The sequence below is a fragment of the Flavobacterium sp. CAN_S2 genome, from assembly GCF_015752255.1.
In the GTDB taxonomy this organism is placed as follows: Bacteria; Bacteroidota; Bacteroidia; order Flavobacteriales; family Flavobacteriaceae; genus Flavobacterium.
Window position 1 is genome coordinate 1,717,771 of the sequence record NZ_JADOVA010000001.1, and the last position, 19,265, is coordinate 1,737,035.

General features: G+C 34.1%; 15 protein-coding genes. 14 read left to right on the forward strand and 1 reads right to left on the reverse strand.

What is annotated here, in order from left to right:
• Both metH and metF read left to right on the forward strand, forming a co-directional pair.
• Positions 1-2,679, forward strand: a complete 2,679-nt coding sequence (metH, locus tag IWX80_RS07690; RefSeq protein WP_196852873.1) for a methionine synthase — start codon at positions 1-3, stop codon at positions 2,677-2,679.
• Positions 2,680-2,774: 95 nt separating this feature from the next.
• Positions 2,775-3,731, forward strand: coding sequence for a methylenetetrahydrofolate reductase [NAD(P)H] (gene metF / locus IWX80_RS07695; protein WP_196852874.1), 957 nt, complete (start codon positions 2,775-2,777; stop codon positions 3,729-3,731).
• 66 nt (positions 3,732-3,797) lie between these two features.
• Here metF and gldA read toward each other — a convergent pair whose 3' ends face one another.
• Entirely contained in the window at positions 3,798-4,694 is an 897-nt protein-coding gene (gldA, locus tag IWX80_RS07700) for a gliding motility-associated ABC transporter ATP-binding subunit GldA (protein ID WP_196852875.1), read from the reverse strand.
• Between the two features lie 145 nt (positions 4,695-4,839).
• On the opposite strand from gldA, the gene IWX80_RS07705 reads away from it, so the two are divergent.
• From IWX80_RS07705 to IWX80_RS07760, 12 genes are all read left to right on the forward strand, one after another.
• The gene (locus tag IWX80_RS07705) at positions 4,840-6,093 is read left to right on the forward strand and encodes a dicarboxylate/amino acid:cation symporter (RefSeq protein ID WP_196852876.1); all 1,254 of its coding nucleotides are present in this window, start codon (positions 4,840-4,842) and stop codon (positions 6,091-6,093) included.
• Between the two features lie 390 nt (positions 6,094-6,483).
• Positions 6,484-7,311, forward strand: coding sequence for a prephenate dehydratase (locus IWX80_RS07710; protein WP_196852877.1), 828 nt, complete (start codon positions 6,484-6,486; stop codon positions 7,309-7,311).
• Between the two features lie 50 nt (positions 7,312-7,361).
• Complete coding sequence (locus tag IWX80_RS07715) at positions 7,362-8,507, forward strand: pyridoxal phosphate-dependent aminotransferase (protein ID WP_196852878.1); 1,146 nt, start codon at positions 7,362-7,364, stop codon at positions 8,505-8,507.
• Positions 8,508-8,510: 3 nt separating this feature from the next.
• Positions 8,511-9,368 carry a prephenate dehydrogenase gene (locus tag IWX80_RS07720; protein WP_196852879.1) on the forward strand — a complete coding sequence of 286 codons (858 nt, stop codon included), beginning with the start codon at positions 8,511-8,513 and terminating at the stop codon, positions 9,366-9,368.
• A gap of 63 nt (positions 9,369-9,431) precedes the next feature.
• Positions 9,432-10,514: a bifunctional 3-deoxy-7-phosphoheptulonate synthase/chorismate mutase type II gene (locus IWX80_RS07725; RefSeq protein ID WP_131909402.1), complete on the forward strand. Its 1,083-nt coding sequence runs from the start codon at positions 9,432-9,434 to the stop codon at positions 10,512-10,514.
• An 89-nt stretch (positions 10,515-10,603) separates the two neighbouring features.
• The gene (locus IWX80_RS07730; protein WP_196852880.1) at positions 10,604-11,254 is read left to right on the forward strand and encodes a hypothetical protein; all 651 of its coding nucleotides are present in this window, start codon (positions 10,604-10,606) and stop codon (positions 11,252-11,254) included.
• A 210-nt stretch (positions 11,255-11,464) separates the two neighbouring features.
• Complete coding sequence (rsgA, locus tag IWX80_RS07735) at positions 11,465-12,442, forward strand: ribosome small subunit-dependent GTPase A (RefSeq protein ID WP_196852881.1); 978 nt, start codon at positions 11,465-11,467, stop codon at positions 12,440-12,442.
• A gap of 17 nt (positions 12,443-12,459) precedes the next feature.
• Entirely contained in the window at positions 12,460-12,912 is a 453-nt protein-coding gene (gene dtd, locus IWX80_RS07740) for a D-aminoacyl-tRNA deacylase (RefSeq protein ID WP_196852882.1), read from the forward strand.
• A 48-nt stretch (positions 12,913-12,960) separates the two neighbouring features.
• Entirely contained in the window at positions 12,961-14,871 is a 1,911-nt protein-coding gene (locus IWX80_RS07745) for a DUF3857 domain-containing protein (protein WP_196852883.1), read from the forward strand.
• Positions 14,872-14,874: 3 nt separating this feature from the next.
• Positions 14,875-16,887, forward strand: a complete 2,013-nt coding sequence (locus IWX80_RS07750; RefSeq protein WP_196852884.1) for a DUF3857 domain-containing protein — start codon at positions 14,875-14,877, stop codon at positions 16,885-16,887.
• Positions 16,888-16,891: 4 nt separating this feature from the next.
• A complete protein-coding gene (locus tag IWX80_RS07755; protein ID WP_196852885.1) occupies positions 16,892-18,889 on the forward strand; it encodes a DUF3857 domain-containing protein in 1,998 nt (665 codons plus the stop codon).
• Positions 18,886-19,212, forward strand: a complete 327-nt coding sequence (locus IWX80_RS07760; protein ID WP_039110839.1) for a nucleotide pyrophosphohydrolase — start codon at positions 18,886-18,888, stop codon at positions 19,210-19,212. Before IWX80_RS07755 ends, IWX80_RS07760 begins: the two co-directional genes overlap by 4 nt.
• Positions 19,213-19,265 lie beyond the last annotated feature (53 nt).

The following is a 19,265-nucleotide window of genomic DNA, read 5'->3' on the forward strand; positions in this document are numbered from 1 at the left end:
ATGGCACAAGAAACTAGAAAAAACCTTGTATTATCGGGATTAGAGCCTTTGATCATTACGCCGGACAGCGTTTTTGTGAATATTGGTGAACGAACGAATGTAACAGGTTCTAGAAAATTCCTAAGATTAATTAAGGAAGAAAAATACGAAGAAGCACTCAGCATTGCTAAAGAGCAAGTAGAAGGTGGTGCACAAATCATTGATATTAATATGGATGAAGGAATGCTTGATGGTGAATACGCCATGACCAAATTCCTGAATTTAATCGCAGCCGAACCGGATATTTCAAGAGTGCCAATCATGATTGATAGCTCAAAATGGGATATTATTGAAGCGGGATTAAAAGTAGTTCAAGGAAAGAGTGTTGTAAATTCGATTTCTTTAAAAGAAGGGGAAGAGCAATTTATCCATCACGCTAAATTGATTAAGCGTTACGGTGCTGCAGCAATTATTATGGCTTTTGATGAAACTGGACAAGCTGATAATTACGAGCGCAGAATTGAAATTTGCCAACGTTCGTATGATATTTTGGTAAACAAAGTTGGTTTCCCTCCGCAGGATATTATTTTCGATTTAAATATATTTCCTGTGGCAACAGGTATGGAAGAACACAGATTGAATGCTTTGGATTTCTTTAGAGGGACCAAATGGGTTCGCGAAAATCTTCCTCATGCACATATCAGTGGTGGTGTAAGTAATGTTTCGTTTTCATTTAGAGGAAATGATACGGTGCGGGAAGCAATGCATTCGGTGTTTTTATATCATGCTATTAAGCATGGTATGACGATGGGAATTGTGAATCCGGAAATGCTTTCTATTTATGACGAAATTCCAAAAGACTTATTAGAGCACGTTGAAGATGTAATCCTAAACCGTCGCAATGATGCAACGGAAAGATTATTGGACTTTGCCGAGAATGTAAAAGGAGATGTCAAAAACAATGAAAAAGCAGTTCAAGAATGGCGCTCAGGAACAGTTCAGGAAAGAATTACACACTCACTTGTAAAAGGTGTGGATGCATTTATAGAAATCGATGTTGAAGAAGCGCGATTAACTGCAACAAAACCTATTGAAGTTATTGAGATCAACTTAATGGCCGGAATGAATGTCGTAGGAGATTTATTTGGTTCGGGAAAAATGTTTTTGCCACAAGTGGTAAAATCAGCTCGTGTAATGAAGAAAGCGGTTGCGTATCTTCTGCCTTACATCGAAGCATCGAAGCAAGCTGGTGACAAGCAAGGGAACGGAAAAATCCTGATGGCCACCGTAAAAGGAGACGTACACGATATTGGTAAAAATATTGTTTCAGTGGTTTTGGCATGCAATAATTATGAGATTGTGGATCTTGGTGTAATGGTCGCTCCCGAGAAAATTATCGCTGCAGCTATAGAGCACAACGTTGATATTATTGGACTAAGCGGATTAATTACGCCTTCATTAGATGAAATGGTTTATCTCGCTAAAGAATTAGACAAAAGAAATATTAATATTCCTGTAATGATTGGTGGAGCAACAACTTCAAGGGCACATACTGCCGTGAAAATTGCACCGCAATATAAATCGACAGTGATTCACGTAAATGATGCTTCAAGAGCAGTTACGGTTGCAGGAAATTTATTGGATCACAACAGAAAAATTTACGCTAGTGACATCCGTGCTGAATACGATGCATTTAGAGAAACATTCTTGAATCGTTCTCGCGACAAGAATTTCTTGACAATCGAACAAGCACGTAAAAATAAATTACAATTGGATTGGGATAATTTTACACCTGTAAAACCAAATGTAATTGGAGAACAAACTATCGAAGTTGATTTGGATGTTTTGGTTCCGTACATTGATTGGACGCCATTTTTCAGAACATGGGAATTGTTCGGGAAATATCCGGCGATATTGACTGATGAAGTGGTTGGAGAGCAAGCAACATCTGTTTTTGCAGATGCGCAGGAAATGTTAGACGTTATTTTGAAAGAAAAGAAACTGACCGCCAAAGGAATTTACGGAATTTTCCCTGCTAATCAAGTCAATGATGATGATATTGAATTAACCGACGAAAACGGAAAACTATTACAAACGTTCTTGACACTTCGCCAACAAGCACAAAAAACAAAAGGTGCTCCAAATATCGCATTGTCGGATTTTATTGCTCCGAAAGACAGCGGTAAAACGGATTATATGGGAGCGTTTTGTGTAACGACTGGTTTTGGGGTTGACGAATGGGCAGCTGAATTCGAAAAAGATTTAGACGATTACAATTCGATTATGGTGAAAGCATTGGCAGATCGTTTTGCTGAAGCTTTTGCGGAGTATTTACATGAAAAAATCCGTAAAGAAATTTGGGGTTACGCTTCGGATGAAAATTTAACAACCGAGGCTATGATTGAAGAGGTTTATAATGGAATTCGCCCAGCACCAGGTTATCCGGCTTGTCCCGACCATTTAGAAAAACCTACGATTTGGAAATTACTGAATGTAGAACAAGAAATAGGAGTGACTTTAACCGAAAGTATGGCGATGTGGCCCGCTTCATCGGTTTCTGGATATTATTTTGGGAATCCGGAAAGTAAGTATTTTGGACTTGGAAAAATAAAAGAAGACCAAGTTATCGATTACGCCAAAAGAAGAAGCGTTTCGACCGAAGTGGCAACGAAATGGTTGAACCCAAATATTGCGGATTAGAAATAGTTTAAAGTTGAAATTTTGTTTAAAGTTTAAAGTTTAAAGTCGTTCGAGAGAACCTTAAACCTTAAACCTTAAACTTCAAACTAAAGAAAATGAAAGTAACACAACATATAGAAGATGCTAAAGGAGAAACTTTATTCTCTTTTGAAATTATTCCGCCTCAAAAAGGGAAAAGCATTCAGGAATTATACGACAATATTGATCCGTTGATGGAGTTCAAGCCGCCATTTATAGACGTAACTACTTCTCGCGAAGAATTTATTTACGTAGATAAAGGAAATAATTTACTGGAAAAAAAACTAACCAGAATGCGTCCTGGAACACTTGGAATTTGTGCTTCAATCAAGCATAAGTACAACGTAGATACAGTTCCTCATGTGCTTTGCGGTGGTTTTACTAAAGAAGAGACGGAGTATTTATTAGTCGATTGTCATTATCTAGGAATTGATAATGTGATGGCTTTGCGTGGCGATGCCATGAAGGACGAACAGTCTTTTGTTCCTAAATTAGGAGGAAATGATTTTGCGGTTGATTTGGTTAAACAAATTAACCAATTGAATTGCGGAAAATACCTGCACGATGTAATGGATGTTGATAATAAAGCCAATTTTTGTATTGGAGTTGCCGGATATCCTGAGAAACATTTAGAATCTCCGTCTTTAATTTCAGATTTAAAAAGACTGAAAGAGAAGGTAGATGCCGGAGCTGATTATGTGGTGACACAGATGTTTTTTGAGAATGCTAAATACTTTGAGTTTGTTGCCAAAGCCAGAGAAATGGGAATTACCGTTCCTATTATCCCGGGAATTAAACCAATCGCCGTGCAAAGGCATTTGCAAGTTTTGCCACAAATATTCCGAATAGATTTACCCGAAGATTTGATAAATGCTGTTGATCAATGTAAAAATAATGCGGAAATCAGACAGGTAGGAATAGAATGGGCGATTCAGCAATCATTAGAGTTGAAAGCGGCTGGCGTTCCCGTTTTACACTATTATTCTATGGGAAAATCAGAAAATATTCGACAAATTGCGAGTAAGGTTTTTTAAAGTTCAATCGTATTTCATAAAAAAAGCTCGTTTAAAATTGATTTAAACGAGCTTTTTTAGTTGTAACTATTTTGTTATCTCTCTAAATACAGCTTCTAGATTTTTATTTTTCTGATTGAGTTGTAAGGTTTTCAAACCATTGGTATTGGCAAAATCAAAAACAGCAGGTCGCATATCTTTATCCGCTTTAAACGTCAATTCCCAAATCATATCGTGCGTATTCTTAAAAGAGACAAGATTTTCGATTTTGGAAATAGCTTGTTCCTCTATTTTATAATCAAATTCTACTTCGATAACTTGCTCCTTGTCTTCGGAAATTAAGTTGTCCAATTTTTTATCGGTAACAATTTTACCGTTATTGATAATAATAACGCGGTCACAAATGGCTTCAACTTCCTGCATAATGTGCGTGGACAGGAAAACGGTTTTGTCTTTTCCTACATTTTTAATCACATTACGAATTTCCATTAATTGATTCGGGTCTAAACCTGTTGTTGGTTCATCAAGAATCAAAACATCTGGATTGTGCAATAAAGCATTGGCTAGACCTACCCGCTGGCGATATCCTTTGGATAATTGCCCTATTTTTTTATGACTTTCGGTACTTAAACCGGTCAATTGAATCACTTCTTCGATTCTGGATTTGGCTACTTTATACACATCAGCATTGAAAGCCAAATATTCCCTCACATACAAATCCAAATACAACGGATTGTGTTCTGGAAGATAACCAATAGAAAGTTGAACGGCTTTTTGTTGAGTGTTTACATCGTTTCCATTTACGATTGCTGAGCCTTCATCGGCATTAATGTAGGTTGTCAATATTTTCATTAATGTTGATTTTCCGGCTCCATTTGGACCTAAAAAACCAACGATTTCTCCTTTTTTTATAGAAAATGAAATGTTATCCAATGCTTTTTGGGCACCGTAATTTTTTGATATATTATTTACTTCTATTGACATGGAATTTTATTTATTGCAAAAGTAAACAGAAAAAGGATTGATTTATTGTTTTTTTAGTACAATACATGAAAAGTCCTTGTGAAAATGTACTAAGCAGGAGTGGATTCTGTTTTAGATTTATATATTTACTGTAAACAATAAAGATATGGATTTGAAAACTACACAATCCGGCAGTTTCTTGAAAAACTACAAAAGTATTTTATTACTACTTGGCGGGATTTTGGCGGGAAGTATATTGGGTTTAGTTTTTGGAAAAGGAGTAGAAGTGATTAAACCTTTGGGCGATATATTTCTGAATTTGTTGTTTACAGCAATTATCCCGTTGGTGTTTTTTACGATTGCATCTTCGATTGCCAATTTAGAAAAAACAGAGAAACTGGGAAAATTATTTGTAATTGTTATAGGAGTGTTTTTAAGCACCGTGTTAATTTCGGCCATTTTGATGCTAGTTGCTGTTTTGTTATTTCCCATTCAGCAAGATATCATCTTCTCAAAACTTCCATTGGAAACTATTCAGGAAAGTTCAGCTGGTTCTCAAATTACTCAATTGCTTACGGCAGGGGACTTTTTTGAGTTGTTATCTCGTAAAAATATGCTAGCACTAATCATATTTTCTTTTTTAATAGGATTTGCCAGTTTGCAATCGGGCGAAAAAGGGAAAGATTTTAGTAGATTCTTGAATTCAGGCAATGAAGTGATGAAACAATTGCTACATATTATCATGAAAACGGCTCCAATAGGATTGGGTGCTTATTTTGCGTATCAAGTTGGAATATTTGGGCCGCAATTATTTGGTGCTTATGCAAAGCCACTAGGACTTTATTATGCGGTTTGTGCGTTTTACTTTATCGTGTTTTTTAGTTTGTACGCATTTATCGCCGGAGGGAAATTTGGATTTAAAGTATTTTGGAAAAACAATATTACGCCTTCCTTAACAGCATTGGGAACGTGCAGCAGCATTGCGACAATTCCTGCCAATCTTGAGGGTGCGGAAAAAATGAATATCCCGGCTCATATCAGGAATGTTGTCATTCCGCTAGGAGCACCGTTGCATAAAGACGGATCGAGTATGTCGTCAATTATAAAAATAGCAGTAATTTTTGCCATGTTTGGAAAAGATTTAACGGATACTAATACTATATTAATGGCTTTGGGAATTACAGTAATTGTTTCAGTAGTCGAGGGCGGAATTCCAAATGGAGGTTACATAGGAGAAATATTAGCGATTACCGTTTATGGTTTTCCAATGGAACAAGCGCTTCCAGCAGCTATGATTGTTGGGACTTTAGTAGATCCTATGGCGACATTACTGAATGCAAATGGTGATTTAGTGTCGGCAATGATGGTAACTCGAATTTCGGAAGGAAAAAAATGGCTTACTGAAAAATTAGTGGCGTAATTTTAGTGAGATTATAAAGTTATAATTATGAAAAACAATATTTCAATTTTCTAAAACTGTAAGTCACGCTGATTAAAAAATATTTTAAAAGCCTTTTTTTAAGTATTACACAATTAATAACCAGTTTTTTAGCGAATCTCCTTTTTGTTCAATAAAATCAGCTTTTTTTTTGGGTTAGCTGGAAATAATTAATACATTCGCAGAGTAATGAATACAAAAAAACAACAACAACATGTTGAGTAACCGATTTTATTTTAGCAACTCTTATTATTTCTTCTGGAAAGTTGAAAGGGATTGTCGTATGGTTATTTGATTATAAAATTAAATTGATACTATAAATATACAATCCCGATGAAAATCGGGATTTTTTTTTGCTTAAAAATGTGTAAAATGAATGAAATAATTGGAATACAAGGGATAACGGGTTCTTTTCATCATCAGGTGGCGCAGGAATACTTCAATCAGGCAGTTATTGTTGACGAATGTTTGTCCTTTGAAGAATTAGTAGATAACCTGCTTTCTGGGAAATCAGATCAGGCAGTTATGGCGATAGAAAATTCTATTGCAGGCCCAATTATTCCGAATTACGCATTGATTGACAAAAATAATATGCACATTATAGGAGAACATTATTTAAGAATTCATCAAAATTTAATGGCGTTAAAAGGTCAGAAAATGGAAGATATTCAGGAAGTGCATTCGCATCCCATGGCTATTTTGCAATGTATGGAATTCCTGAAAAAATATCCAAACATAAAATTAGTCGAAGACAAAGATACTGCTGAAACGGCACGTAGAATTCAGGAAAAACAGTTGAAAGGAATTGCTGCAATTGCCAGTAAAACCGCTTCTGAAATGTATGATTTAGAGATTTTGGCTCCGGAAATTCAAACGATTAAAAACAATATGACTCGTTTTGTTATTATCAAAAAGGATAATTCTTTTGTCCCGGAAAACGAAATAAACAGAGCGTCCATCAAATTCGAATTGGACCACAAACGCGGTAGTTTGGCTGCAGTACTAAATGTAATGAGCGATTGTAAATTGAATTTAACCAAAATACAGTCGTTGCCAAAAATAGAAACACCTTGGAAATATTCGTTTTTTGTGGATGTTACTTTCGAAAAATACGAAGATTATGCTAAAGCAAAGTCATTATTGATCATCATGGCGGAGTATTTCAAAGTATTAGGCGAATATAAAAACACAAAATTATAATTAGTCGAAAGTTATAAAGTCAAAAGTCAAAAGAATTTTAAAATTTACACATGATTACTACAGCGAAACGTCTCGATATAATTGAAGAATACTATTTCTCCTCAAAATTGAGAGAAGTAAGACAACTGGCTTCTGAAGGGAAGCCCATTATCAATATGGGAATTGGAAGCCCGGATTTACAACCGTCACAAGCAGTAATTGACGCAGTAGTTCTGGCAATGCAAGATGAAAATGCGCATCAATATCAAAGTTATCAAGGATTACCGGAATTGCGTCAAGGCATGGCTGATTTTTACAAAAATAATTACGGAGTTTCGTTGAATCCAACTAACGAAATTTTGCCTTTGATGGGTTCCAAAGAGGGAATTATGCATATTTCGTTGGCTTTTTTGAATGAAGGCGATCAGGTACTGATTCCAAATCCAGGATATCCAACGTATACTTCGGTGACGAATTTAGTGGGAGCAGTTCCAGTTTATTATGACTTAAAAGAAAATAATAACTGGGAACCGGATTTTGAAGCTTTGGAAAAACTGGATTTATCGAAAGTGAAAATGCTGTGGATTGGTTATCCGCACATGCCAACAGGAGCGAGAGGAAGTCTACAGTTGTTTGAAAAGTTGGTGGCTTTCGCCAAAAAACATCAGATATTACTAGTCAATGACAATCCATACAGTTTTGTTTTGAATGACAATCCGATGAGTTTGTTGCAGGTGGAAGGCGCGAAAGATGTTGCTTTAGAGTTAAATTCATTGAGTAAGACTTTTAATATGGCTGGCTGGAGAGTTGGAATGCTTCTAGGAAATGCAGCTTGTATTGATGCTGTTCTAAAAGTAAAAAGCAACATGGACAGCGGAATGTTTTATGGGATTCAAAAAGGAGCAATTGAAGCTTTGAAAAGTGATAAGAATTGGTTTGAATCGATGAATGCGATTTATAGAAAACGCAGAATTCTTACCGAGCAACTGGCTGAGAAATTAGGTTGTAAAGTATATAAAGAAGGTGTTGGATTATTTGTTTGGGCAAAATTGCCTGACGGAATTACATCAGCAGAGAAATTCATCGATGAAATTTTATATGACAAATCAATTTTTATTACGCCGGGAACCATTTTTGGAAGTAACGGCGAAGGATACATTCGATTTGCATTATGCGTAAAAGAAGAAAAAGTACAGGAAGCAATTGATAGATTTTAGCAAATGAAAATATACGTAATAGGAATAGGATTAATAGGCGGTTCGATGGCATTGGACATTAAAACGCTGCATCCGGAAGCCAAAATTTATGGAATTGATACCAACGAAAGTCATTTGGCGAAAGCCATAGCTTTAGGAGTTGTGGATTCTGGTGCTGCATTTGAAGATTTAGTGGATGCCGACTTTGTAATTGTTTCGGTTCCTGTTGATGTAGCGCTGGTTGTTTTGCCAAAAGTATTAAATGTTATTGGAGATAATAGTATCGTTTTTGAAGTGGGTTCTACCAAAGTTCCTATTTGTGAAGTGGTTGCCCATCATCCTAAAAGGAGAAATTTTATAGCAACACATCCCATTGCAGGAACAGAGTTTTCTGGACCTTCGGCAGCGATAAAAGGTTTGTTTCAAGGAAAAACGAATATTATTTGTGAGGTAGAAAAAACTACTTTCAAATTACAGGAGAAAGCGTTGGATTTGTTTAAAGCAATGGGAATGAGAATCCGTTACATGGATCCAAAATCACACGATAAACATATTGCTTACGTGTCGCATTTATCGCATATAAGTGCCTTTATGCTTGGAAAAACGGTAATAAATAAAGAGAAAGATGAACAGGATATATTTGATATGGCAGGTTCCGGTTTTGAAAGTACAGTTCGTTTAGCCAAAAGTTCCCCAGCAATGTGGACACCGATTTTTAAACAAAACAGAAAACAGGTTGTAAAAACATTGGACGAATACATTTCGAATTTATCAAAGTTTAAAGAATTATTAGAAAAGGAAGATTACGATGCGATTTACAATGAAATGCAAAGTGTCAATAAAATAAAGGAAATATTAAACGGAATGAACGTGAAAAAGTGATAAGTCACATTTTTACTGTAAAAATGAACAACACAAAAAACTAAAAAAATAAAATTAGAAAAGATGGAAAACAAGAAAGAAATGAGAAATTGGTTGAATGAATTTAATTTAACTCATCCATTAGTGATAGCAGGACCTTGTAGTGCTGAAACAGAAGAACAAGTATTGAAAATTGCGCATGAATTGAAAGATTCAGATGTGAGCATCTTTAGAGCAGGAATCTGGAAACCAAGAACGCGTCCGGGAGGATTTGAAGGTGTTGGTGAAATTGGATTAAAATGGTTGAAAAAAGCTAAAGAACAAACCGGATTGCTAATGGGAACGGAAGTGGCAAATGCGGCTCACGTAAAATTAGCTTTGGAATATGATATTGATGTATTGTGGATAGGAGCCAGAACGACCGTAAATCCTTTTGCGGTGCAGGAAATTGCAGATGCTTTAGCAGGAACTAAGAAAATTGTATTGGTTAAAAACCCGGTAAATCCAGATTTGTCATTGTGGTTAGGCGGTGTAGAGCGTTTGTACAATGCTGGAATTGAAAAATTGGGTGTTATTCACAGAGGTTTTTCTACTTACGAAAAAACAAAATATAGAAACATTCCAGAATGGCAAATTGCTATTGAATTGCAAAATAAATTTCCTGATTTGCCTTTAATCATTGACCCGTCTCATATTACTGGAGACCGCAAAATGATTCTTGAAGTAACTCAGGAAGCCTTAGATTTGAATTATGATGGTATGATTATCGAAACACATACTGATCCTGATAATGCATGGAGTGATGCTGCACAACAAGTAACTCCTGATGCTTTGAAACAAATTTTTATTGATTTAAAAGTTAGAAAGTTAGATGATGTTTCGGATGAGTTTACTCATAAAATGAAAAAATTAAGAGCAAATATTGATGTTTTGGACGCCACTTTGTTAGAGCTTTTGGGTAAAAGAATGAAAGTTGCGGATGAAATAGGACAGGTGAAAAAAGAAGCGAATGTTGCTGTATTGCAGAACAATCGTTGGAACGAAATTTTAGGAAAAATGATTTTGGATGGTGAGAAGAAAGGTCTTTCCGAAGAGTTTGTACTAAGAATGTTCAAAGCAATTCACCAAGAAAGTATCAGTCATCAAGACAAAGTATTGAATGCTTAATAATTAAAGTAAATAATTCTTTATTAAAACCTACAAATCTTTGTAGGTTTTTTTGTAGTATTGCGGTAACCTAAAACCAATTAATGATCATGAAAAAAATTACTTTACTTCTTACCTGTTTGTTTACAACAACTTTGATGCTGGCACAATTTGAAGGCTCAAAACAAATTTTTGAATCCCCTAAATTAGGTCAATTAACTGCCGTGCACAAGACGGTGGCTATATTACCTTTTAAAGCATCGATTTCGTACAAAAGATTGCCAAAGAATTTTGATGCGCAAACAAATAGAGACGAAGAAAGAAAATTAGGTTCTAACTTACAATCAGGTATGTATACCTATCTTTTGAGAAAATCTGATGATTATACAGTAACGGTTCAAGATGTGGAAAGAACAAATGTTTTATTGAAACAAAGTGAAGTTTACGATAAAATTGACGAAATGACTCCGGATGCGCTTGCTAAAATTCTAGGTGTTGACGCAGTAATCAAATGTGCTTATGCTTATGAAAAAACCAGTAGTGAAGGTTTAGCGATTGCTAAAACGCTTCTTATCGGTTTTGGAACTGGAAAAGTTGCTAGTGGAGAAATGACGATGAATGTCTACAATGGTGCAGATGGAGATTTGCTTTGGAGATTTTACAAAGAAATGAACGAAGACGTAATGAGTTCTGCAAATGCTGTCATGGAAAGAATGATGCGAAAAGTAGGTCGCAATTTTCCTTATGAAATTAAAAAATAAGTATTTTATTTTTAAAGGTATATTTTGAAACTAATCCCCACTGCTTTATAATCAAAGTTGTGGGGATTTTTTGATTTTTATAAATAGGGAAAAATTTTAAACTTTATTTCGAAGCTTCGGGATAAACCTAAAACAAAGAATTATCTTTGCAAAGTCTTAGATTTTAAATTAGAAATCTAAAATCGTTAATATTCAATCAAATAATCCTAAATGACAGGACTCGTATACAAATCTACAGGAAGTTGGTACACCGTAAAATCCGAACAAGGTGATTTTATTGAATGCCGTATGAAAGGGAAATTCCGAATTAAAGGAATCAAAAGTACCAATCCTATTGCTGTAGGCGATGTAGTGGATTATGAACTAGAAGAATCATCCGATACTGTTACGGGAACCATTCATAAAATTCACGACAGGAAAAATTATATCGTACGTAAATCAGTGAATTTATCGCATCAGATGCATATTATTGCGTCTAATATTGATCGGGTTTTCTTGTTAGTAACCATTAATAATCCACCAACTACTTTTAATTTTATTGACCGTTTTCTGGTTACAGCCGAAGCATACGGAATTGAAACGATACTTGTTTTTAATAAAATAGATACTTTAGACGATGCAACATTGGACGAGCAATTATACATGCAGCATGTATATCAGGAAATAGGATACAAATGTTTACGCGTTTCTTCGACTGAAATGAAAGGAATCGAGGAATTGAAAGCAATGATGATTGGTAAAGTAAGTATGTTTTCAGGACATTCTGGTGTTGGAAAATCCACTTTGGTAAATGCTATGGAACCTTCTTTGCATTTAAAAACAAAAACAATTTCTGAAGCAAGCAAGCAAGGACAACACACGACGACATTTGCTGAGATGTATGATTTGTCTTTTGATGCTAAAATTATTGATACGCCAGGAATTAAAGGTTTTGGGATTGTCGATATGGAAAAAGAAGAAATTAGTGGCTATTTCCCTGAGTTCTTCAAATTGAAAGACAAATGTAAATTCAATAATTGTTTGCATAAAGACGAGCCGCATTGTGCCATCAAAGCAGCTTTAGAAAAAGATGAAATCGCTTGGTCCCGTTATAGAAGTTACCTTAAAATTCTGGAAGGAGACGATGAAAATTACCGTACAGATATTCATAATGAGGATAGAATAATCAGTGATAAAATGAGGGAGTAATAATATTAATTTCAAAAATGAAAATCGTCCTTCAAAGAGTTTCCTCAGCCTCCGTAACAGTAGACACTAAAATCGTAGCCGATATCCAAAAAGGATTATTGATTTTAGTTGGTATTGAAGATTTAGATAATCAAGAAGATATCAATTGGTTAGCTACAAAAATAGCCAACATCCGTATTTTTGGGGATGAAAATGACGTAATGAATTTATCCGTCAAAGATATAGATGGCGATATCATTGTGGTAAGCCAATTTACATTGCATGCCGCTACCAAAAAAGGCAATCGTCCTTCGTATATAAAAGCTTCCAAGCCAGAAATCGCCATTCCTTTATATGAAAGTTTCCTACTTCAGCTCGAAAAAGAATTGGGGAAAAAAGTACAAACTGGCATATTTGGTGCTGATATGAAAGTACTTTTGTTAAATGATGGGCCAGTAACAATACTAATTGATAGTAAAAATAGAGATTAAGTTTTCTTTAATCGAAAAATTCTTATATTTTTGATAAAAAGAATTTTTATGAACTCCAAATATGTTTCTTTCCTGTTTTTGTTTTTTACCTCACTTATTTTTGCTCAAAAGACAGAATATAATTTTTTGAGTATCGCTGATAGCTTAAAGGATAATGCGAATGCTGTTATTCGTTTGAATCAAATAGATATTATTATTTCTTCTCAAAGAAATATGAATGTAATTACTAAAAGAGTAGTTACAGTTTTAAACGAAAAAGGCTTAGATGCTATAGATGCAGTAGAGAGCTACGATAAAAGAACTACTATTAAAAACATAGAAGCAGCAGTTTATGATGCTTTCGGTAAAGAAATTAAAAAAATTAAGCGTAAAGATTTCAAAGATCAAAGTGCAGTTGGTGGCGGTACACTTTTTTCTGACAATAGATATCTTTATTTAGATTACACTCCCATTCAATATCCATTTACTATAGTATTTGATAGTGAAATAGAAACTTCAACTACCGCTTTTATTCCAGAGTGGTATCCATTAAACAGCTATTTTGTTAGCGTTGAAAAAAGTATTTTGAATGTAAAGTACCCTGATAAATTAGGTTTTAAAAAAATGGAATTCAACTTTTCTAATTTTAAAATTGAAAAAATCTTAGACACGTCAACAAATTTATCTTACACCGCAACTAATATTCTGGCTCAAAAGCAAGAGGATTATAGTCCTGTTGTTAACACTATTTTCCCAAAATTGATGATGGGATTAGAGTTGTTTCATCTAGAAGGAGTAGACGGAAATGCAAAGACTTGGAAGGAATTTGGACAATGGTATTCTGATAAAATTTTATTGGGGACAACTGACTTGCCAGATGAAACCAAAATGAAAGTAAAGGCTCTCGTTGGAGATGAAAAAGACCCAATTAAAAAAGCAAAATTAATTTACACTTTCGTGCAACAAAAGGTACGATATATAAGTATTCAAGTTGGAATTGGCGGGTGGAAACCTATGCTTGCCAGTGATGTGGATCGCTTGGGATATGGGGATTGCAAAGCCTTGACTAACTATACTAAAGCCTTATTGGATGTGGTAAATGTGCCATCTTATTACACTATTTTGTATGGAGATAGGAAGAAGTTGAATATTCAGTCTGAATTTGTATCCATGCAAGGAAATCATGTTATTTTATCGATTCCAAATGGGGATAATTATACTTGGCTAGAATGTACGAGCCAAGACGATCCTTTTGGTTACCAAGGGATTTTTACGGATGACAGAAAAGTATTGGTAATAAAACCAGAGGGAGGAGAGATTGTGAGAACAAAAGTCTATGAAGATAACGGAAATACTCAAATTAGTAAAGGTTCTTATACTTTAACAGCAAAGGGGGATTTTTCTGGAAAAATAACACTCGTTTCCGAAGGGTCGCAATACAGTCAAAAAGCGTCTATTGAAAATTTACAGCCAACGGAAAAAGAAGTACATTATAAGGATTATTGGGGACATATCAATAATTTAAAAATCAACAAAATATCATTTTATAATGATAAAGATAAAATTAGTTTAACTGAAAACATAGCTGTGGAAGCAGTAAATTATGGAAGTCTTACCTCAAATAAATTGATATTTGTTGTCAATGCTTTCAATAAAACTAACGCTTACGTGAAAAGAATAAGAAACCGTAAAAATCCTTTGGAAATACAGAGAGGTTATCTAGATCAAGATGAGGTCAGCGTTATACTTCCTGGTGGTTTTTCAGTAGAATATATCCCTGAAAATTATGAGCTGAGTAGTAAATTCGGGACTTATAAAACGGAGATTATAAAAATTGATAGTTCAAATGTAGTTTACAAACGAACGTTATTTATAAAGAAAGGATTGTATTCAAATAAAGAGTATGACGAATACCGTCTTTTCATAGAACAAATTTCAAAAAATGATAATGCCAAAATTATACTAACCCCAAACTTATAAATCATGAAATGTAACAAATTCGTCATTATTCTATTTTTCACTTTGTTTATTTTTAAAGCCAATGCGCAAGATTTTAAATTAGGAAATGTTTCAGTTGTGGAACTTCAAGAGAAAAATCACCCGATGGATTCAACTGCCGTAGCTGCTATTCTTTTCGAAAAAGGAGCAGTTCGTTTTGAATACACTCAAGATGATGGTTTCAAAATGATTACAGAAGTTACAACTCGTATTAAAATTTATAAAAAGGAAGGGTATGAATGGGCAAATAAAGCGGTTAGTTACTATATAGGTTCAAATGCGAAAGAAACTTTGTCTTTTTCAGATGTTGTTACGTATAATTTGATAAATGGCAAGATTGAGAAAACAAAACTAAAAAGTGATGGTGAGTTTGATGAAAAAATTAACAAATATTGGGGGCAAAAAAAGATCACTCTTCCTAATGTAAAAGTTGGCTCTGTTGTTGAATTCAAGTATGTAGTGCGTTCATCACGTTTTAGCGAGTTAACAGAGTGGAGTTTTCAGTCGAGTATTCCGGTAAATTATTCGGAGTTTAAAACTTTCATTCCAGAATACTTTGTTTACAATCCTAATATGAAAGGCTTTATCTCTCCTAGCATCAATAAGGAACAAGTTAGAAAATCGTTAAGTTATTTTTATCGGCCAGAAGCAAAACTGGGTGAGAGTTCCGGCAGCGCTTCCCAAGAAAAATTGGAGTTTACTGAGACTAAAACTACCTACGTAGCAGAGAGACTACCTGCGATGAAAGAGGAAGCTTATGTGAATAACATTGCTAATTACACTACAAGTATTTCTCACGAACTTTCTGTTGTAAAATTTCCAAATCAACCATACCAGACATTATCTACCGATTGGCCATCCGTCACTAAAACAATTTATAACTATGACGATTTTGGACCTGAATTAAATAAAACTGGGTATTTTGAGGAAGATTTAAAAGTTGTTATTGCTGGGCTTTCTTCTCCTGAAGAAAAGATTTTGGCAATTTTTAATCATGTGAAAGAATCAGTAAAATGGAATGATTATTATGGATATTCCTGTAATGATGGTGTGAAAAAAGCGTACAAGGATAAAACAGGTAATGTTGCCGAAATTAATTTGATGCTTACCGCTATGCTGCGTCATGTAGGCTTGACTGCGAATCCTGTTCTTGTAAGTACCCGTTCTAACGGGATTGCATTTTTTCCAAACAGAACGGCATTCAATTATGTTATTGCTGCCGTAGAAACTCCTAATGGTCAGGTTTTATTAGATGCTACGGATTCATTTTCTACTCCAAATGTATTGCCGTTGAGGGCTTTAAACTGGGTAGGAAGATTGATTCGTAAAGACGGCACTTCAATAGAAGTTGATTTAATGCCTAAAGCTCCCTCTAACGACGTAGTGATGATGAACTACGAAATTAACGCTAACGGAGAGGTTTCAGGAAAGCTGAAGCGTCAAAGAACAGATTACAATGCCATTATTTTTAGAGGAAATACTAAGAATATCAAAGAAGATACTTATCTCGAGAAATTAGAAAATGAAAATGATAAAATTGAAATAAGTGACTATTCGAGAACAAACGAAAAAGACTTAAAATTGCCAATCTTGGAAAATTTTTCGTTTTCAGGTTCGAATTTTAGCGAGATTATTGGAGGATCAATTTATGTAAATCCAATGTTGTTTTTTACCGTAACACAAAATCCTTTTAAACAAGAAAACAGAGAGTATCCTGTAGATTATGGATTCCCTTTTGTAGATAAATACAACATATCAATTAAAATTCCGGAGGGATATAAAGTGGAGTCTTTACCAACTTCCATACTTTTAAATATGGAAGATAATTTAGGAGGTTTTAAATTTATGATTAGTACAACGGGCAATGTAATTCAGTTAGTAATGACGCATCAAATAAGTAGTCCGATAATTGTAGCAGATTATTATCCCATGTTAAAAGAGTTTTATCAAAAAATGATTGAAAAGCAAAACGAGAAAATAGTGCTTAAAAAAGTATAGTTAAATGAAAATTATCAAAGTTACAGTATTGTTACTTCTTGTTCTATTTGTCACGGAAACAAATTCACAAAATTTTGAATTAGGAAAAGTTTCAAACAATGAGCTTTTAGAAAAACTTCATCCAGAGGATACAACAGCCGTTGCTGCCGTTTTGTATAAAAAAGCTAAAACCATTTTTAAATATAATTTAAGTAGAGGTTTTACAGTTAATCATGAATATACATATAGAATCAAAATATACAAAAAAGAAGGTTTGAGTTGGGCAAATTTTGAAGTTCCATATTATGTAGGTTACGAAGATATGAATGATGAATCTGTAAAGTTTTCAAATGTAGTAACGTATAATATTGAAGATGGTACAGTAGTGAAAACAAAGCTAAACAGCGAAGGAAGTTTCAAGAAAAATGTAAATGAATATTGGAATCTAGCAACGATATCAATGCCTAATGTCAAAGTAGGTTCAGTTATAGAGTTTAAATATATATTGAAATCTGAAAATATTGTAAAGTTTCCTGTTTATGATAATCAATATGATATTCCGATAAACTATTCAGAATACATAACTGAAATACCAGAAATTTTTATTTATAAGCCAGTTTTGAAAGGATATGTAAAAGTTAAATCGGATGCAAAATTCGTCAATGGCTCTCAAAATTATGAAGATGAGTACAAAAGAACGGCTAGTTTAAAATATAGACAGATTAATAGCAGTTATGTAGCGGAAAACATACCGGCAATCAAAGAAGAAGATTATGTTGATAATATAAGAAATTATAAATCTTCTATTCAGAATGAGTTGGAAAGAACTCGTTATCCTGAACAACCCGTCAAGGATTATTCAATAACTTGGGAAGGGGTCGCAAAAACTATTTTTGAAAATAAAAATTTCGGAAAGGAACTTAATGAACAGCCTTATTTAATTCAAGATGTTAAAATGATACTTAAAAATGCTGTTTCTGATGAAGAAAAATTAGATATCATTTTTAAATTTGTTCAAAGTAAAATGAATTGGAACAAAGAAGACGGTTATTTTACTGAAAAAGGAGTAAAACGGGCTTATTTGGACAAAACTGGAAATGTCGCTGAAATAAATTTTATTTTAATAGCAATGTTGAAGTTAGCGGGTATAAATGCAAATCCTGTTTTGATAAGTACTGTAGAACATGGCGTCCCTTCTTTTCCCAGTAGAACAGTTTTTAATTATGTAATTGCTGCAGCTGATCTTGATGGAAAACAAATTTTGTTAGATGCAACACATAAATATACGACACAGAATATTTTGCCTTTAAATGTATTGAATTGGACTGGAAGACTCATTAAGCAAGATGGAACTTCTCAAGAGATTAATCTTGTGCCAACTATACCATCTAAAGTTAATTATACTTTGATGACAAAAATTAATAATCTTGGGCACATCACAGGTAAATTTAGGGTTCAAAAAACAGCCTATGAAGCATATAGTTTTAGAGAAAAATATGCCAACCAAAATGAAGAAAATTATCTTGAAAAATTAGAAAATAATTTAGACGGAATACTGATTAATGACTACAGTGTAGAAAGTAGAGATACTGATATGTCAAAACCTGTAATAGAAACTTTTACTTTTACCTCAGAGAATCATTGTGAAATTATAGGAGGTAAAATGTTTATTGATCCTCTATTGTTTTTTACGTTAAAGAAAAACCCATTTGTTCAGGAGAAAAGGCAAATGCCTATCTATTTTGGCTATCCAAAGCAGGAAAAATACAACATAAATTTAGAAATTCCAGAAGGTTATTTAGTTGAATCTATCCCGAAATCAATGAAGATAGCTTCCGAAGACAATGTAATTTTATTTGTTATGAATTCTCAAGTAGAAGGCAATAAAATTCAAATCATTATCACTAAAGAAATAAATGCTGCTATTATGGAAGCAGAATATTATAGTAATTTAAAAGATTTCTTTCAAAAAATTATTGATAAACAAAACGAGAAAATTGTACTTAAAAAAATAGAACCATGAACCTGAAAAATTCCCAACTCGACGTTGATACTTGGATCAAAGAACACGGTGTTCGTTATTTTAACGAATTGACTAATATGGCGCAACTTACTGAAGAAGTAGGGGAAGTAGCCCGAATCATTGCCCGCCGCTATGGAGAGCAATCCGAAAAAGAAAGCGATAAAAATAAAGACCTTGGCGAAGAATTAGCCGATGTAGTTTTTGTGGTATTGTGTCTAGCAAACCAAACCGGAATCGATTTACAAGCCGCTTTCGATAAAAAGATGGATTTGAAATCCGTTAGAGACAAAGACCGTCACAAAAACAACGAAAAACTGAAATAATTTGTGAAGTATAAATTATGAATTATAAATGTGGAGTGGTAAATTGCGAACTT

Coding starts and splice junctions, on each gene's coding strand:
- IWX80_RS07715 (WP_196852878.1), top strand. CDS start 7,362: ATGATTACTACAGCGAAACGTCTCGATATAATTGAAGAATACTATTTC.
- IWX80_RS07750 (WP_196852884.1), top strand. CDS start 14,875: ATGAAATGTAACAAATTCGTCATTATTCTATTTTTCACTTTGTTTATT.
- IWX80_RS07730 (WP_196852880.1), top strand. CDS start 10,604: ATGAAAAAAATTACTTTACTTCTTACCTGTTTGTTTACAACAACTTTG.
- metH (WP_196852873.1), top strand. CDS start 1: ATGGCACAAGAAACTAGAAAAAACCTTGTATTATCGGGATTAGAGCCT.
- IWX80_RS07705 (WP_196852876.1), top strand. CDS start 4,840: ATGGATTTGAAAACTACACAATCCGGCAGTTTCTTGAAAAACTACAAA.
- IWX80_RS07755 (WP_196852885.1), top strand. CDS start 16,892: ATGAAAATTATCAAAGTTACAGTATTGTTACTTCTTGTTCTATTTGTC.
- rsgA (WP_196852881.1), top strand. CDS start 11,465: ATGACAGGACTCGTATACAAATCTACAGGAAGTTGGTACACCGTAAAA.
- gldA (WP_196852875.1), bottom strand. CDS start 4,694: ATGTCAATAGAAGTAAATAATATATCAAAAAATTACGGTGCCCAAAAA.
- IWX80_RS07710 (WP_196852877.1), top strand. CDS start 6,484: ATGAATGAAATAATTGGAATACAAGGGATAACGGGTTCTTTTCATCAT.
- IWX80_RS07720 (WP_196852879.1), top strand. CDS start 8,511: ATGAAAATATACGTAATAGGAATAGGATTAATAGGCGGTTCGATGGCA.
- dtd (WP_196852882.1), top strand. CDS start 12,460: ATGAAAATCGTCCTTCAAAGAGTTTCCTCAGCCTCCGTAACAGTAGAC.
- IWX80_RS07760 (WP_039110839.1), top strand. CDS start 18,886: ATGAACCTGAAAAATTCCCAACTCGACGTTGATACTTGGATCAAAGAA.
- metF (WP_196852874.1), top strand. CDS start 2,775: ATGAAAGTAACACAACATATAGAAGATGCTAAAGGAGAAACTTTATTC.
- IWX80_RS07745 (WP_196852883.1), top strand. CDS start 12,961: ATGAACTCCAAATATGTTTCTTTCCTGTTTTTGTTTTTTACCTCACTT.
- IWX80_RS07725 (WP_131909402.1), top strand. CDS start 9,432: ATGGAAAACAAGAAAGAAATGAGAAATTGGTTGAATGAATTTAATTTA.